11 protein-coding genes are annotated in these 17,730 nt (G+C 38.6%); all 11 read right to left on the bottom strand.

All coding sequences use genetic code 11. The features are described 5' to 3' along the window. Positions 1-106: 106 nt before the first annotated feature. The gene (locus ACTJKN_RS13225; RefSeq protein WP_440825615.1) at positions 107-2,581 is read right to left on the bottom strand and encodes a glutaminase domain-containing protein; all 2,475 of its coding nucleotides are present in this window, start codon (positions 2,579-2,581) and stop codon (positions 107-109) included. Positions 2,582-2,788: 207 nt separating this feature from the next. Further along, on the bottom strand, positions 2,789-3,625 hold the full coding sequence (locus ACTJKN_RS13220; protein WP_440825613.1) for a PKD domain-containing protein: 837 nt from the start codon (positions 3,623-3,625) through the stop codon (positions 2,789-2,791). 13 nt (positions 3,626-3,638) lie between these two features. Next, the gene (locus ACTJKN_RS13215; RefSeq protein ID WP_440825611.1) at positions 3,639-5,075 is read right to left on the bottom strand and encodes a PA14 domain-containing protein; all 1,437 of its coding nucleotides are present in this window, start codon (positions 5,073-5,075) and stop codon (positions 3,639-3,641) included. 31 nt (positions 5,076-5,106) lie between these two features. Further along, positions 5,107-6,804, bottom strand: coding sequence for a DUF4983 domain-containing protein (locus tag ACTJKN_RS13210; RefSeq protein WP_440825609.1), 1,698 nt, complete (start codon positions 6,802-6,804; stop codon positions 5,107-5,109). Between the two features lie 36 nt (positions 6,805-6,840). Next, a complete protein-coding gene (locus tag ACTJKN_RS13205; protein ID WP_440825607.1) occupies positions 6,841-8,460 on the bottom strand; it encodes a DUF5008 domain-containing protein in 1,620 nt (539 codons plus the stop codon). A gap of 32 nt (positions 8,461-8,492) precedes the next feature. Further along, complete coding sequence (locus tag ACTJKN_RS13200; RefSeq protein WP_440825605.1) at positions 8,493-9,233, bottom strand: fasciclin domain-containing protein; 741 nt, start codon at positions 9,231-9,233, stop codon at positions 8,493-8,495. A gap of 19 nt (positions 9,234-9,252) precedes the next feature. Further along, on the bottom strand, positions 9,253-10,773 hold the full coding sequence (locus tag ACTJKN_RS13195) for a RagB/SusD family nutrient uptake outer membrane protein (protein WP_440825603.1): 1,521 nt from the start codon (positions 10,771-10,773) through the stop codon (positions 9,253-9,255). 11 nt (positions 10,774-10,784) lie between these two features. Further along, a complete protein-coding gene (locus ACTJKN_RS13190) occupies positions 10,785-13,931 on the bottom strand; it encodes a SusC/RagA family TonB-linked outer membrane protein (RefSeq protein WP_440825601.1) in 3,147 nt (1,048 codons plus the stop codon). 21 nt (positions 13,932-13,952) lie between these two features. After that, a complete protein-coding gene (locus ACTJKN_RS13185; RefSeq protein WP_440825599.1) occupies positions 13,953-15,044 on the bottom strand; it encodes a DUF5007 domain-containing protein in 1,092 nt (363 codons plus the stop codon). A gap of 36 nt (positions 15,045-15,080) precedes the next feature. Continuing rightward, a complete protein-coding gene (locus tag ACTJKN_RS13180) occupies positions 15,081-16,190 on the bottom strand; it encodes a discoidin domain-containing protein (RefSeq protein WP_440825597.1) in 1,110 nt (369 codons plus the stop codon). Positions 16,191-16,201: 11 nt separating this feature from the next. Further along, the gene (locus ACTJKN_RS13175; RefSeq protein WP_440825595.1) at positions 16,202-17,707 is read right to left on the bottom strand and encodes a RagB/SusD family nutrient uptake outer membrane protein; all 1,506 of its coding nucleotides are present in this window, start codon (positions 17,705-17,707) and stop codon (positions 16,202-16,204) included. Between the last annotated feature and the right edge of the window lie 23 nt (positions 17,708-17,730).

Here is a 17,730-nt window from a genome sequence, read left to right as displayed (position 1 = left end):
GCTGATCCCGAACATTCGGGACAGCATGACGATCGCACTCTTATCAAACACAAAAAAAGCGCAGCAATAATTGCTGCGCTTTTAATTGTTATTTTAAGGGTAAAATTTATTTGCCAGCTAATTTATCGGCAAGCATTTTCATGTAAAAACCGCCCACCACACTCCGGGCTTTAAAGTTATCGCGGATACCCGTATTTGAATCGTAAAAATCGTTCAAAGGCACTCTCGATTCGGTTTCGATAGCATGTCTGTATACAGGATGTACCAAAGCTTCGAATTCTCTTTGTGTTGGTGCAAAAGTAGCGGTCCACAAAATCCAGTCGTTTTTAGTGTAGGCCTTTCTGCTATCCAACGGAATCCCGTATCTATTTTGTTTAGTGAGGTAATATTTGGTTTCGGTTTCGTATATCTTTTGCGGAAACAGATTTAACTTTAAAACTTTATCCCAAACCAGGTTGTACTTCTGGCTCCATGTATTTTTATTATCAAAAGTTAAGGCGTAGTGATCGCCAGCATCGGCCATTTCAATCCATTTTGGCACCATACTTTCGGCAATGGTCCTATATTTTTTAGCTATATCATCATAACCTAATGTTTGAGCCATCTGGGCATAACAGGCTATACCAACAATCGCTTTTACCGATAAGTTGGCATTACGGGCCAGGTGACCAGCAAAATCATCGGTACATAACTGCGTTTTTGGATCTAAGCCCTCTTTGGTTAAATAATCAACCCAGGTGGTTAAGGTTTTCCAATGTGCTTTAGCGTAATTGGCATTTCCCTGCGCTTTAGCAATTGCTGCAGTTAAAATAATCATGTTGCCCGATTCTTCAACTGGCATTGGCTCGCCATAAGTTTGCCCGTTTGCTAACGGATAAGTTCCCAGATCGTGCGCTGCCCAAGGGTGAGGATACTTTCCGCTTTCGCTGAAATAGAAAATACCATTCAACATGCCCTGTAACAGTTCGGGATTATAAATCAGGTACAATGGTGCTGAAGGGTAAGTTACATCAACGGTGTTGATAAAACCACCACTGTTGTTTTCTTTAGATAACCATAAAATTTCTCCTTGCGGGCTCTTTACCAAAGTATGTGCGGCAATGCTCTGGCGATAACCTAAAACACATAAATCGGCATATTCTTTACCACCTGATTTTAAGGCATCGGCATACAAAGTTTTGTTAAAAGCTTCACACTTCTGGATCACGTTTTTGTACTCATCAGCCGCAGCGGTTAGTTGTGCTTCGATGGTTTCTTTACCTGAGGTATTCCACCATGGCCTTAAATTTTTATTGAAGTATTGAACAGCATAAATTTCATCATAGCCCAGTTCAACATATTTTTCTACCGTAGCCTTACCTACCGCTCCAAAAGGGATAATGGTATTCAATGCAAGCATTTTGCCTTGTTTGGCGGTTGAAGCCGAATTGCCTTTTCTAAAAGCATCGGCAGCATCTTTTTCGGCCGTTACAAACTGGATGGCGTTGCTGGTTTTTGGTGCAGCTACGTAAAAGTAACCCCAATCAATGCGCATATCATCACTTGCTTTTTGAAGAATTGGCTGCTCAACCGTTCCCGTTTTTAATACCGATAATTTAGCGGTGCTGTATTTGCTTGCTGTAACTTCTTGCGTAGGGCGATAAACCGCAATGTTTGATGATGCACTGAGGTATACTTTTACCTGGTGCGTTTTACCATCATTTGCTTTTACCTGATAGGAAACATAAGAAACCGGACGTGCAAATAACCCTAAATCGTTCATTAACAAAGGCGAGGTAAAAGTTAATTTTAAATCGATCTTACCGCAGGTAAAGTTATAAATGGTTTGTGTGGCATTAATATCGACACTTTTTTGTTTAGCCAGCTGCACTTTTTCGGCATTGTCTTTTAGCTTTTCTACTAAACCAAAATCGAGAAAGCGGCCACCTGCAGTATTAATGAGGTGAATGGCAATTACATTCGATCCGGCTTTTAAAGCACTTTTATCACTATTGCTTAAGGCAATATATTGGAAATTATTTGTCCAGCCTTCTTTGGTATAGATTTTCTTTCCGTTTAGGTAAACCTCAATATTATCATCGTGGTTTATCTTTAAAAACAGTTCGTTTATTGATGCGGGATTAGCTACGTTAAAGGTTCTTCTTACCCAGATATCGTGCGATTTCCACAATGTTTTCACATTTTTGGCGTCATCTCCTATAGGTGCATTACCTGTTTGCCAACTGCTGGCGGTGTAGTTTGCTGCTTTCCAATCGCCCTGAGGTTCGGTTTCTGAATATTTTACATCGTAACCTTTTTCATCTGAAGCAGGTACAACCGTTTTGTAAGTAGTAGTTTCTTTACCTAAAAAGCGATAAATACCACCATCAACATTAATCATTCCTAAAAGCGAATGATCGGCTCCTGTCCAATGTTGCGTAGCAGATTCGTTTAATTTATCGGTGTTAGACCAAATACTGAAATAGGTATTGTGCGTAATTAAGGGATAAGCCGGGGCTTTCCGCTCCTGTGCCTTTAGCAAACCGCCCACAAACATGCAGCCCAGTATGCCTAAGAATTTTAAAGTGTTGGTTTTGTTCATAATTTGTGTGTGTATTGAAATCTGATTTATATTCTGGTTAGATTAACGCTTAGTTAAACGTTTTACTAATGTATAAAATATAATTTAAATTTTGCAAGAGAACCCAATCTTTTAATTGTCCAAATGACATTTAAAATTAATCCTCAAAAAAATACATGAAGTTTTTAAGCTCCATGTATTTTTCAAATTGTGCATAATCTATATAAACTAAGGCTGTTTTTTGTTGATTGTCCATTCGGCCAATTGAAACACACGGCTTCCCCTGTTCGATTTAATGTAAAGGCGGTAAAATTTATAAGCAACGTAGTTATCGAAGTGGAAAAGTTTAGTCTGTTTTCTGCTGCTATCGTTATTCTCCCAAGGACAAACCGTTACCGTATGCAAGTCGGTATACTGGATACCATCTAACGAGCCCTGCAAAATCCAGAATCTCGGATCGCGGTCTGGTGCATCATTACCCGAGGTAAGGGTATATGCGCCCACCACCTGTGGTGTTTTAAGCTCAAAAGTACACCTTTGCGTACCATCGAAACCAGCCTGCAAAAATTTGGTATTGATATCCTGATCCACCAGCTTTTTGGAACCCTCGCCAGAATCAGCACCGGCACCGGCCTCCAGGTTAACTGAGAATATGCCACCAATGGTTTTCATGTAATTTTCACCACAAATAGAATAATTTATAGTCGGATCGACCACACTAAGCAGCACTTCTTTTGCAGCAGAATAGCCCTGCCCATTTCTGGTTGTTAAAGTAACTTTATATTTGCCAGGGAAACGGTAGGTATGTTTTGGATTGACCTCGACAGATGTACTGTCATCTCCAAATTGCCACAATAAAGTTTTGTAATTTGTAGAGCTACCCGTAAACTGGTATTCTAAGAATTTTACGGTATCTGGCCTTACAAATGAAAAACCTGCTGTTGGCTTAGGTTCGTCTACCATCGGCACAACCACTTCTGCATCTTTCTTACACTTTACTGTGGTAATTACAATAAGTATTAAAAGAGATAGAATACTGAATAATCTTTTTACGTTATTTTTCATATCTGATTAATATTTAAGGCGTTGGAAACAATTGAGATTTTGGTATTACTCTTTTTGATAAAATATTCGGCACTTCAATTTCCAGATAAGCCTGTTGCCCGCCTACATTTTCGCGGTGATGCGCTTCAATGGTGTACCGTTTTCCGCGTTCTAAAAATATGGTGCCCTTACGTGTATCTTTATCCCATTGGGTTGTATAATCATTTACCAAAGCAACACCATTAACATATAGTCTTGAGCCATCATCCCAACGCGTTTGGTAGAAAGTATATGTGCCGCGTACCGGAGCTAAAAATTCGCCTTTCCATCTACTAGCAAAGTTATCCCTGCTTAACTGAGTTCCGCTAGCATTTTTTACATTGTCTGGCCATCCATCACCACTAAAGTTTATGGTTTCATCAACCCTCGTCACAAATGGAGCACGTCCATCGTCAGGATCTAATTGGGTGTTGGTATAATATTTTGCTGTTAAACCAGTACCGTTTCCGGTGATATAAGAGTTATTATCTAAATTTACATTAGGATCTACAATCACTATTAATTTATTCTTAGTTGGGTGAATTACATGATTGCTGGCCTCACTAATGCTGAAAGCGAATGCAAATTTTTTATTTGCAACAATGTTGGCGTCGAAAACCGGCCATGGGATCTGAAGTCTTACGACCGCACGCGAAGCTCCTGTAGCAAACCTAACCAAAGTATCAACGCTATAATCTTTAGCATCCAGGTGTATTGCATCTGCGGGTAAAGTTCCCCTGCCAACTAAAGTAGCAATGGTATCTATATTTTCTTTGATCTTAATATTGAAAGCTGTTGATGGTTGGTTTTCTAAACTTACAATAAGCGGAATTGTTACACCAGCGGGGCCTACAATGTAATCACCCTGGTACACTACATTATAGGTACCACCGCCATTTAAAGTTAAATAGTGTAGATCGGTAGGTTTTAACAGATCGGTAGTATTAATAATAACCATAATGTTAGACTTACCTGCAGCAATTTTATTTCCTTTACCGGGGGCTGAAAGCTTTAGCGCAAAAACAACTTTTTTACCATAATTACGCTCCAGTATTGATCGGCGAACAATAGCAACACCTTCACTGTTATCGGTTCCATAAGCCACGTTGATCACATTGGGATACTCTACCCCTGCAGATGGCATTAGAATTGCATTTGTAATGGTTCCTGCATTAATTAATTGCGTAACAGTATCGTTATTTAAAGTTAAACCTACCTGAAAGGCCTCCTCGGCAACGCCAGTTAAAGAAATTTTAAAAGGAACCTTAATGTATTCGTTATCTATGGAAACATTTCCGGCAACAATACCTTCTCCTGTTACACTTCTGGTATTAGGATCTGGCAATTTTAAATCATCTATTTGTGATTTGCGACAAGAATAAACACCAATGATGGCTAAACTTATCAATGCGATATATATAATTTTTTTCATTTTATAATATTTTAAATGATCAGTAAATCTGTTATTGATCTAACCAAACCCGGCCATCAAGCCCCCATGTTTGTTTATTGGCAATCTTTAACCAGTTTATAATCTGTGCAGGTATATCTGATGTTTGAGGAACAAATATGGCTAGTGTTTCTGGGGCCGGAGGGCAGATTAAATCGTTAAAACTCTCCCATGCATAGGTTCCCTGGAATTTAAAATCATGTGCCTGAGAACTTATATCTGCCATGATATTACCATTACCATCCGTTGCGGGCCAATACCCTACCAGAAAATTAAAGTATGGATGACTTTGATCAATTGAAGTTTGACAGGCATAGTTGCCGATCATTCCATCTGGAACAGAAAATTTAAAAAAGCGGATGTCACTTACATATACATCTGGTACTCCGTGTCCATTTCCATTTAAAAATCCCAATTTTAAAGGATTCGAATTTGCCAACGAACCAGAACCTGTAATATCGAACTCATTATTAAAGCTACCATTGGTATAGGTACGAACAAACCTTTGTCCATTACGCACCTCTATTTTTGCTGTTAAATTTGTCCATTTCCCCTTGGCAAAACTCCCCCCCCTACATTGATGGTAATCTCCATCTTTAGTACCTCGCCACTCAAAATACCAATAGTCTTCTTCTAAATAAATAACCCAGCCTACACTTGGGTGACCGCTAGACCACTCATTACGTTTACCTAAAACACTCGGCCAGAAAAATTTGTCTTCGTTCTTTTTAACCTTAAGTTCTATGGTCACTTTTGTAGTGTCATCTATGTTGTAAACATCTGCGTCAGCAGCATCAACCTGTGCCCTTACATCTTCCCCTTTAAAACGGATTGTTTTGCCTAAATACCTGTTACCGGTAAATGGCTTTGTTAAAATTCGTTTGTTGTAAGTTGGCGCATAATAAATTACAAATGAATTTACTTTTGGCTGGCTAAAAATGGTTTGGTCATCGGCATTTGAGGGTAATGTATATTGCCCACCTGCGCTCGATGCAATAACAACCAGCCATTGCTCATTGTTATAATTAGGACGTTTTTTTAATGCAGCCAGGATTTCACCTACAGCAGTATCGAATTTTTCGATAGCTGCTTTATAGGCAGGAAAAGAAACATCATATCCAGATGCTGCACCTGCCGCATTAACCCCTGTAAAATGGCCTACAACAACCGCCGCAGTATCACTAGTTAAATTGCCTATCAATCCAGCTTTAACGGCATCATCATCTGCCACCAGGCTACTCGCATCGGCTCCTGCATTTAACGATTTAAAAACCGTTGATGAGGTATAGGTAACAATTTTCGATTTTGCACTGGCCTCTTTAATCCTGTTGAAGATGATTGGGTAATTCTGCAGATTGTTATTCGTTAATGCATTAGTTGTAACTTTATGTTTATCTTTTTTAACGCCGGTTAACATGTCTGCCCAATTGGTTGCATCTTCGGTTGCATCAGGATCACTTAAACCTACCCACGAGTAGATAGCGTGCGGCAAAATCGCGTCGATATTTGGCGTATTTGCATCTAAAACCGATTGCCCCCTTGCTCCGTCAACAACCAAATAAAGCACCTTACGGTTTCCATATTTAACAGTTGTGGTATCGCTGGCATTTTTATCTCCAATTGTTCTTTCGAATTCTTTATTACAAGAAAATATGGCCGTGGTAATTATTGCTGCGATTAAGCCAATCAATAATTTATATTTTTTCATCATACTCATCTTAATTTATATCCTGGTTAGCTTCATCTATTATTCGATAGTTACTCTAATAATGTTGTATAATGGTAAATTATCAAAACGACTGAAGCCACCGATTAGCAATAGTGCTTTTTTACCATCTGCCGATTTGGTTTCGATCACATCAGATAGGCTACCATTAAAAGGACCTGTAGAATTGTATCCTTTTGCCAATGTTCCTGTTGGGGTTAAAACCATAAAGCCATTTCTGGTGATGCCATTGTATTTAATAAAATACCCGCTTACTACAATTAACCCATTACTAAGCTGCTTGGCAAAATTTGCTTGTCCACCTTCGAAGGCGAGAGATGTAAATGATTCATCTAAAGTTCCGTTATCGTTTAAAACCGCAACACCTACTGCTGCTTTACCGTTATAACGGGTAAAACTTCCGGTGATCACATATTTTTTTGTTGTTACATTGTAAGTACAAGAATATATGGCATTATCGGCGCCTGTACCTGGTGTAAAAGTAGGATCGATGCCACCATCAACATTTAACCTCACAATGCGGTTAGCTTGCTGACCATCGAAAGTGGTAAAATTACCAAACACAACCAGTTTTTCCAGCTTCTCTGCCTCAGTATGCATGTAAGTATACGCACGTCCGTTTGCACTTTCTTTTCCTTTATTGGTAGCAGTGTTAAAACGGAATGTTTTATCAAGACTGCCATCTAAATTAAAGCGTAAAATCTGCCGGATTTCTGTACTGTCCAATATTACAGTATCTCTTGATAAATCGTAATTAAACTTATCGTAAGTTCTTTTTACATAAAACCTAAAATCGCCGGTTGCTAAAATTTTTCCCTGGTGGGCGTATACATGGTCAATAAAACCATTTGTACCACCGTTAAACCTCGGAAACCATTTTTGTGTAACAGTATCGGTGACCGTTGGCTTTCTTTTTGTTTGAATTTTTATAGTGTCAATTGCTCCGCTGGTAAACAAACTGGTAATGTTGCTGATGTTTTCGGTACGTTGGTTAAATCCGGAAAAGCCACCTGCTACAATAAAACGGCTACCAATTTCTACAATACTGGCTAGGGGACCGTTGGATCCTCTTCCCGTACGGAAAGTACGATCATATTCTCCATCTAATGATGTTCTCGCGATCCGATTGATGGGAACGACCCCCCCTTTGTTATCAAAATTTGTAAAATTACCAACGACAATGTTCCTTCCATCAGGCATTTCGTACACCTGACTTACATAACCGTTGGTACCTGCTATGGCTTTGAAAGTAGGGTCGATCTGAATCAGCCCCTTTACGGTAAAGATTGGACCAATAAATAACTGGTCGCCAATAGCGATTGACGTTACACCCGTACTTCCGGTTTCGGGAACTTTAACCGTAATCTCTGTGGCAGTTACACTAACTACCTCAGCCTTTTCACCGTTAAACATAAAGGTCAATTGATCCTTATATTTATCAAAGCCCGAAGCTTTGATAACTACAGATGTACCTACAATTCCAACAGCAGGAACTGGGACATCAGTTTGTGAAATGGCCACACCTAATGGTGATTTAGCATCAGCATAAGGATCAGGGATCACATCATCTTCCTTTTTACATCCTTGAAAGCTTAAAGCAATCAAAGTGATTATTGTGAATATAAATTTAATTTTTTTCATCGTTTAATTTCTTGAGGTAAACCAGTTATGACTTATTTTGAGGGATCAGAAGGAGCTAAACCACTAAAATATACATCACTAAAAAAATCGCTCTCGTTAAAGCCAAAATAAGCACCGCCTCTTATGTCATTATAGGCCAAAGTATGTACAACGCCATTGGTAGGTTTTATATCAGATGATGCCACCTTGTTGATGTACCAATTATCATTAGGTTTTGAAGCATCAGGGATATAAGTTAGGTTTAATTGGCGGTACCCGATATATTTGATATTGTTTGCGGTACCATAGGTTACCCCAATATTTGAGATATTACCATTAAGAGAATAATACAGACCGCCCGGATAAACACTCTTAACATCAAAATCGATTTGCTGATAATCCTTTAACCTATTCACACCCTTAAACATGTAGCGTTGCAGATATCTCTTCCAGATTACCGGACTAATCTGATCCAGCGTTTTAACGGTATCTTTTCCTGAATAAAAAAGAAAATTATTTAATCCATCGGTTTTAACTGTTCCGATTGTTTTTTTAATTACCTCATCATCAGGTGCAAAAAAAGTAAAGTCCTCATTTGAAAAGGTACTCTCTAAACCTGCCAGTTTTACAATTTGGGCTATGGTATCAAAAGGTACTTTTTTAGCTTGTAAATATTGAAGCATATTCCCATTAAAGTTAGGATTGGCCAGGCCTCCATCACGATAATACTCATCACGTTTACAAGCATTTAATATCAGCAGTACAGCAGCACAAGCAAAAATTAGCTTTTTCATATATCTTTTGTTATAATAATTAATTACCACCATTAACCCAATAATCATTCAATTTCATAAATGGGTTGTTGTTTAGCGCACTTTGGTTAATTGGCCAGGTCCAGGCACCACGGCTAAATTTATCAGATGTAAGCACGTTGTAAGAATACTGACTATTTAAAATTCTCTTCGTTCTAACCAAATCGAAGTAATGGTGCCCCTCACCGATAAGTTCCCTTGAACGTTCGTAAAAAATAAATTCTTTAAGATCTCCATTTGAAGATGTATATGGAGATGCACCAGCGCGGCTCCTTACCATATTTACCAGTTTTATGGCTTCGGCATTTTCATCTATATTTGCAAGCGCTTCTGCCGCCAGCAGGAGTTCTCCACCATACCTAAAAATCATGAAGGTATTATCCGGATTGGCATCTTCCTCACCTACAATGAAAGAGTTCTTCGCATATTTTAATAACATGAACTTACCATTGTCAGCAAAAATATCCTCATTAAACCAGGTTGTGATCCTTTTGTCACCCCCATCCTGAAAAAGTTTCTGCATATATTCGCCCCTGTAATAAGCAAAACTTACGCGGTGGGTATATTCGGGTCTTTTGTATGGGTAATGCAAAAACATATCGGCAATTGGTGCAACATTCAGTACCGCATCTCCATAATTTATACTTTGATAAAATTCAAATAAGCTTTCATCCGAACGCCCCTTGATTACTGTGGACCAGTCTGATAGTGGCAATAACCGATAAGCATTACTTGCAACCAATTCCTTACCCAGATCTGCAGTAGCCTGATAATATTTTCTTGCGTTAGCTCCGTCAAAGCCTGCGTTCCACATATTCATTTCCATCATTAAAGCAATGATGCTGCCTCTACTTGCCCGAACGCCTTTTAAAGCAGGATCGCTATAGGTAAATGGAATTTGATTTTTATAACTATTTAAATCGGCAATACATTTATTTAATACGGATACAAAATTTTCGCGGGGTAAGGGTGTAGAATGAAATGCATCAGTATAATACACTACATCGCCAAATAACCGCACCATGGTAAAGTAACTAAGTGAGCGAATAAATGCGGCTTCAGCCTTAAACTGTCCTTTTTCTGTTTCATTAACTCCTGGAACACCCTCATCTAATTTCGTGATCAAGATATTGGCACCTTGAATTGCCCTGTAATAACCGGTCCAATCGGTTATTCTATCAAAATTATAATAGTCCCAAGGTTGCCCTCTTCTGATCAGGTTTAATAGATCATTTCGACCTAAGAACTCCACATATTCTCGGGAGGGGGCATTGTCAGACTGGCTTTCGTGCAATACCTCGCCCGATCTGTATTCTCCAACCGCACCAACGTAATGTGTTTCGTTTATTTTGCTAAAAACAATCCTCGACAAATCATAAATATTGGCAACAACATCTTCTTTAGTCTGGAAAAAGTTGTTTCCTGTTAGTTTATCTAAAGGCTGTATGTTTAAAAACTTTTTACATGAAGGCAAGCAAAAAGATGCTGCAATAACCAAAGTGTAAATAATAACTTTTTTCATAATAAATATTTTTAGTTGCCTGTATTAAGTTCTAAGTTTAAACCAATGTTGTAGGTGCGTGGCACAGGATAACCGTTAGAAATATCGCGACCTAATGCGGTTACGTTTTCTGGATTAGGGCCACTATACTTAGAAAATGTGATTAAGTTATTGGTAGAACCAAATATCCTTAAATTAGCCAGTCCGAATCTGCTTATCAACTTCTTATCGAACATATAAGAAAGCGTTAAATTGTTAATTTTCAGATATGTACCACTCTCCTGCCACAAGGTTTGATCGGCTCTTAATGGTTGTATATTTCCATAACGGCTAAAATCATAGGGGTATGGGTATTTAGCCACATCACCAGGTCTCTGCCAGATATTTAAATCACCTAATGGTACTACGGCATTTAGTGCATAAGGATCTCTCATGATGGCAATACGATCTGCAAGAGCGTTATTTAAGATTGTTCTATCCGCTGTATAACTGGCGTACATATTTAACCCCCATTTTTTATACCTCATGGTGAACGATAAACCACCTGTTAGCAATGGTTGTGAGTTTCCGGTAATTTCGTAATCTCTGCCATCCAGAATATAATCGCCATTTACATCTTTTAAGATCGGGTCTCCCCCGTAAAAGAAGGTATTATTTGTTTGGTATCTTTTTCCGGTAACCGGATCTACAGGTACATCCGCATCTGTTTTGTAAACCCCTTGGTTAATTCTTAAATAGTTTGATAGGGTATTTCTGCCTACACGGAAAACATTGTGCTGGAGATAACCAGAACCATCGAAGCGGATATATTGCCCATTATACTCTTCAGGCAGTTTTAACAGCACATCGCGGTTATAAGCACCGTTTATTGAAAAAGATAAATCGAAATCCTTGCTGGTAATGGCTTTTATATTTAAGCTAATCTCGGTTCCATAATTGGCGATACCCAAATCGTTACTCGCTAGTTTATTAAAACCTGTAGTATTTGATAAAATACGATCGAACAATAAATTATCTACCTTTTTAAAATAACTATCCACAACAATCGAGAATCTGTTTAGGAAACCAATGTCAAAACCAAGGTTATACTGACTTGTAGTGGTTGGCTTTAAGGCCGGATTTGGAATTAAATCGTAATTGATACCAATGGTTTGCGTATTGTTGTAATTTCCATTTAGGTTATAAATACCATAAATACTTTGAAGATTACCTGTTGGCACAATATTTTGGCCCCACGTTAGCCTTAAACTACCATAGTCTAACCATTTTTGATCGGTTAGCCAGTTTTCTTTGTTGAAATTCCATCTTAAACCTATTGAAGAGTTTTTAGAATATGGATTTTCCAAACCACTTGATGAGGTACCATCTAAACGGTAAGAGAACTCGGCTACATACTTTTTGTCATAATCGTAAGATAGCGATCCTGCGAAAGAGGCAATTGTAGCATTTTTATAGCTACTTAAAACCCCGCCACCTCTTGAGTAATAACCATCGAACCCGACTGGTCCCTGAAGCTGATCGTTTGGAATTCTTTCCTGCCGGCTTATTGATGATTGGGAACCCTGTTTATAAATTTCGTTAAATGTATTGATAAAGAAATTATGCTTTTCGCCTAATGTTTTAGCATAGGTAATTGCATTTCTATTGTATAACTGGAAATTTCTGCCATTATAATCATAAAGCTTGGCAAATGATCCATTGGCAGCAGCTGGTGTAAACGTAGTTTCAGTATCTGATGTATAATCATAACTTAAGGTAGAAGATGCTGCGAAACCTGGTATAAATTCGTAACGCGCATCAATATTTGCTCGTAAATTTCTGGAATTATTATCGTTCAGCGTTTGCAAAGCAGATAATACGCCACCGGATGCCTGATAAAAAGACGGGGGCGGTAAAAGTGTTGATGCCTGTCCGTTTGCAGCTACACCCGATTGAAGTAAGCCTGCACCGTTACCTTTATTTTGCTTACCTACTGAACCATTAACGAAACCGAAAAATCTAAATTTATCATTCGGTTTAAACTCCATGTTCATGTTTAAATTGTAACGGTTATAACCCGTATTTTTAATTACACCTTTTTCGGCATAATAGCCCATATTGGCTTTGTAATTAAATTTTTGATCACCACCGTCTAAAGCCAGGTTATGACTTTGGTTGAATGTAGTTTGATAAAATACATCCTGCCAATCGGTAGAGTTATTATAATACGCATTTAAACTATCGGCAAGAAAAGGGGTATTGCTAATTCCCCTGATCTGATTAATGGTCTCTGCGTTTAAAATAATTTGCTGAATTTTTAATTGGCGTTCTGAATTACCTCCTAATGTTTCGCGTAATTTAGGCGGAGCATTAACGAAAAAGTTCGATACATATTTAATACGCGGCACTTTAGAATTACCTCTTTTTGTGGTGATGATGATTACCCCATAAGCACCCCTGGATCCATACATGGAAGTTGCCTGCGCATCTTTCAGGATTTGGATATTTTCGATATCCTCCTGAGGGATTAGCGAAAGTGGGCTCACCCCGGGACCTTGCGTTTGAAAACCAAACTCTGCTGCCTTATCTGCATCTAAAGGCACACCATCAATAATATATAATGGCGAAGTAGGTTGTAAAAATGAATCGTTACCACTACCTGAAATACTTAAACTTGATAAACCACGAAGCTGTACCGATCCCCTAAAACCAGGGGCCCCGGTATTGTTCTGGATATTTAACCCTGGTACTTTACCCTGTAAAAGGGTTTCAATGTTTGATACCGGAATATCTGATACATCCTTACCGCTAAGCACCGTTACTGATCCAGCAGTTGTCTCTTTTGGTCTGTTTTGGTAAGCTACAATAATAACATCATTCAGATCTTTACGATCCTCGCTAATGGTTACTGTAATATTGGTTTGATTGGTAATTTTAACTGATGAGGTATTATACCCTAAAAATTTAAATAACAGTGTCCCTCCAACAGGTACGTTAACCGAAAACTTTCCATCTCCATTTGTTTGCGTTAAGCCTTTATTTGTGCTTTGCAGAACAACAGATACGCCTGGAACCCCCTGTTTGGTATCTTTATCCAGAACCCTGCCATTTACAATAATATTTTTCTCTTGCGAATAGGCATTCGTACAACATATTATACATACAATAAGTAATGTATATAAAAGTATATTTCTTTTCATAATATTAGCTTTATTGATCAACTATTCGTTAGCAAATTTTGGGTTCTCATTTTTGAAATAAAAGACGATTTCCCAGTCTCCAGCTTTATAAATAGCGAAATCGACACCGAAATTGGCCACCGTGCGCCCGCCCCCAAAACCAATCCGGGAGTAACTCAACTCTGCTTTTGCCCTCGATCCGCCTCTAGCATAAGATGTAGGGATTTCTACCAATGGTATCGGATAAGCAACATCATACTGGACATATTGATCGGTTTTCTGGATATTGAAACCATGAATCATTTTATCCCAAACCGTTTCATTGAAAAACTTAGGATCGATCGGTAAAGAATCTTTACCCAAAACCACTATGCGTAACGAATGGCCATTACCTCCTGATGTTAGCGGACGGATGTAAACAATTGCATCCTTTTTTTCATCGTTACTTTCTAATTTTAACTCAGAAGTAGCGCCGATCACATTATTTAAATAAGGGCGGATGTAATCTCTCAATTTTTTATCAAAAGGATGTTTTGGATCCGGAGCAGGTAAACCAGTGTAGGCGTTAAAATCGTTCGATGGTTCGTATGGACGCTCTCTAAAAGGTCTGATCTGAAAATCTTTAATCAGGCGCTCGCCACCGGTATTTTTAACCTTTACATCAAAAAAACGTGTATCCTGCGAAAAGTTGGTACTATCCGTCGGACGTGGTTTCAATATCTGGTTTGTCGCTGATGGCCATAAGATGAATTCACCTGATGACCGTATTTCGAATATCGGACGTGTTTCGATTTTTCTTTTTGCCTCAATTTCAGCCAGGCTTTTTTCTAAACCAGTATAAGGTGCTGTCCATACATAAGTTGGTGCCGTTGTAAAAAGATCGCTCACCGGCTTTCCATCCCCAAACCTAACGTTTACAATTTCGAACGTAATGGGATTGGTTGAGTTATCGCTGTTAAAGCCACCGATAAGATTGGTTCTTCCGATTATTGGCTCCAGAATTTTATTACTAAAATTCACATTATTGCTGATATAATCTTTCTCATCGGGTAAATCGAAAATCTTTTTACAGCTACTGCAAAGGGTTACAGCAAGTAAAAGGAGCGCAAAATATTTATATATGGTCGATTTCATCGGGCTATTTATTTTAATGTTTCTATTTCGCATCACTTATTTCGTTTTGTTTATGGTAAACTCAGCCAACTGGAATGTGCCACTGTTTCTGAGCTCGGTAATCACAATGCGGTAAAATTTGTAGGCAACCGTATTTGTACACCTAAATACTTTTTGCTGATATCTTTCTTCAAAGAAGAAGTTAGACCTTCTATCCAATTCTACCCAGTTTGAACCATCCATCGAGCCTTCATAAGTCCATGCTTTCGGATCTCTTTCGTTGGCATCATTTGCAGAGGTTAAGGTGTATACGGATGAAACCGCAGGTGTTTTAAGTTCAAACCTCATCCATAGTTCGCCTTGTAAGTCGGCCAGGAATTTGGTGTGATCATCACCATCGATTACTTTTCTCGAATTTTCTCCACTGGTTATACCTCCACCATTTTCGCGGTTTGATGAAAATATACCACCAATTTCAAGATAAAGGTTTGGTGGTGGTGGTACAAAAGTTAATCGGGTAACGAATTCGTCAAAGCCAAATACATGATCTGCACTGATCACGTGTACGACTCCATTTTTGGTTTTAATGTTATTTGATGAGGTTGTACTGGTTGCCCAGTTGCGAATGAATTTGCTTTTTTTGGTATTATCGAAATTAATAATCTCCGGTCCGGCACCAACCTGCCCAGAAGCCGATATTTTGGTTACACTCGCATGCATTGGATAACCAACATGTACACTTTTCAAGTCTAAACCATCCTGAAGTTTTAATGAATCGGTTGTTTTTTTACCTCTGATAATATAGTACGAGGTCATCGTATCTAACTGAACGGCATCAATATTGGCCAAAAAAAGCGGATCTTTATCAGATAGCTTCCTTAACGTATTTAAGTTCCGTAAAGCCAGTTGGAAGCTTGGATTGCTGACTGCAAATAGCGTAACATTACTATCGGTTAATGTTTTTTTCAAACCCATCCTGTCAATCGCTACAATAAGCGAATCGAAAACACCTGGTTTGCTTTTCAAATAATCGTAAGTATTGCCTGCAAAGGTTACATTCTGATCTGCTGCATCGTAAAACCCTCCATTCTTTTTGCAGGCAGAATTAATTAGCGTTAGCAACGATAAGATTGCAAGCGCACCTATATATTTTATTGAATTTTTCATATCCGTTATCATTAGCGCCAGTAAGCATTTTGGGTTAATAAACTATTCTGAGCAATCAGCTTTCTTGATATAGGCCAGTAAATTCCGCCAGAATTGATGAGATTCATAAATTTGGCGTCGTTCTGTTTGATCTTGTTGTAGCGGATCAAATCATACCACCTTGAGCCCTCACCCAACAATTCTCGGTGGCGCTCTTCGAAGATTAATTTTATGACGTCGTTTATATTGATAGAAAATCCTTCATCATATCTTCTCACCATCACAGAAAGTAGTTCACTTACAGCTCCCTGTTGGTCGCCCAAAACTGAAAGCGCTTCTGCTCTTAATAAAACGATATCTTCTAAGCGGGTAAAAACCAAAGCACTGGTAAAATACCTGAAGTTAGGATCTGTTCCTCCTCCCTGAATCACTTTGATTTTACTGAAAATGGGATACTTACCGTTTATGTTTGTAAAATATCTTCCATCATATTTTGCCTGACCTAATGTATCAACAGCAAACCTTTGATCCTTTGCAATATTGAAATATTTCAGAATCGAATCTTTCGGAAGATAAATATCCGGGACTGACTTGGTCATAACCGGTTCAGCTAAAGTTAACTCTTCAATATGCCCGGTAGATGAACCATCCACGTGGCCATAATCTGAGTTAAAACCGAACATCTGCCTGGTGTTTTTATTGTAGAAAAACCCATTGGAATTTGACAAATCAGCACTTCCTGTAAAACCGCCGGCACTTTTGCCGTAATTATCTTCAACAAATTTGGCATATTTAGAAACGCTGGTATAATCGCCATTCCAAGCTGCCAAATGAGCTAAAATAGCATATGCCGTAACTTTTGTTGCCAAAGCCCCACCCCATCTTCCCGAATTTTCATTATAATAATCAGTTGGCTGCTGCACATCGCCACCGCTATAAATAAATGGCAGATCAGCTGCTGCTTTTAAAATTTCCTGCTCAGCCCATGCTAAAATCCTGGCCTGGCTTTCGCGGGGTTTGTTGGTAAATTTACCCTCGTCTGAAGAGGTAATAAATGGTACATCGCCCCAGATTCTCACCATGTAGAAATAGGCAAAAGCCCTTAAAAACCTGGCTTGCGCAATATCCACTGTCATGTTATTGCTTGTATATCGTTTATCTGTTTCTTTTACATGCCCAATATTTTCTATAAAAACATTGGCACCGTTTACGATGGCATAAAACCTTGTCCAATCAGATAACGCCTCCATTACGGGATATGCTGCGTTTAAATTATTGCCGATTACAGCCTTTAAATCCTGCCTTTTTGGACTTAAAAACTCTCCCGTTCTTACATCACCATAAATCCAGTGACTATTGTTATCTGATAAAGCAGCCCGTGTTAAAGCATAAACCCCCAAAATTCCTGATCGGGCATCCTCTACTGTATTCCAGGCATTTTTTTCACCTACAACCCTGGTAGAATCGGTTTCTAAAGCCTTATTACAACTCGAAAAGGCAATTATAGAAACCAGAAGTATGTATAATATATTTTTCATCTTACTTGATGTTTTGTTAGTTC

It is taken from the genome of Pedobacter sp. 22163 (genome assembly GCF_052045595.1).
Classification (GTDB): domain Bacteria; phylum Bacteroidota; class Bacteroidia; order Sphingobacteriales; family Sphingobacteriaceae; genus Pedobacter.
Note: the sequence above shows the minus strand (reverse complement) of the source record. Positions and strands in the feature narration are given on the sequence as shown.

Bases quoted from the DNA above. Each gene is read 5' to 3' on its own strand.
- ACTJKN_RS13190 (WP_440825601.1), bottom strand. From the start codon at position 13,931: ATGAAAAGAAATATACTTTTATATACATTACTTATTGTATGTATAATA.
- ACTJKN_RS13195 (WP_440825603.1), bottom strand. From the start codon at position 10,773: ATGAAAAAAGTTATTATTTACACTTTGGTTATTGCAGCATCTTTTTGC.
- ACTJKN_RS13205 (WP_440825607.1), bottom strand. From the start codon at position 8,460: ATGAAAAAAATTAAATTTATATTCACAATAATCACTTTGATTGCTTTA.
- ACTJKN_RS13200 (WP_440825605.1), bottom strand. From the start codon at position 9,233: ATGAAAAAGCTAATTTTTGCTTGTGCTGCTGTACTGCTGATATTAAAT.
- ACTJKN_RS13210 (WP_440825609.1), bottom strand. From the start codon at position 6,804: ATGATGAAAAAATATAAATTATTGATTGGCTTAATCGCAGCAATAATT.
- ACTJKN_RS13220 (WP_440825613.1), bottom strand. From the start codon at position 3,625: ATGAAAAATAACGTAAAAAGATTATTCAGTATTCTATCTCTTTTAATA.
- ACTJKN_RS13185 (WP_440825599.1), bottom strand. From the start codon at position 15,044: ATGAAATCGACCATATATAAATATTTTGCGCTCCTTTTACTTGCTGTA.
- ACTJKN_RS13175 (WP_440825595.1), bottom strand. From the start codon at position 17,707: ATGAAAAATATATTATACATACTTCTGGTTTCTATAATTGCCTTTTCG.
- ACTJKN_RS13215 (WP_440825611.1), bottom strand. From the start codon at position 5,075: ATGAAAAAAATTATATATATCGCATTGATAAGTTTAGCCATCATTGGT.
- ACTJKN_RS13225 (WP_440825615.1), bottom strand. From the start codon at position 2,581: ATGAACAAAACCAACACTTTAAAATTCTTAGGCATACTGGGCTGCATG.
- ACTJKN_RS13180 (WP_440825597.1), bottom strand. From the start codon at position 16,190: ATGAAAAATTCAATAAAATATATAGGTGCGCTTGCAATCTTATCGTTG.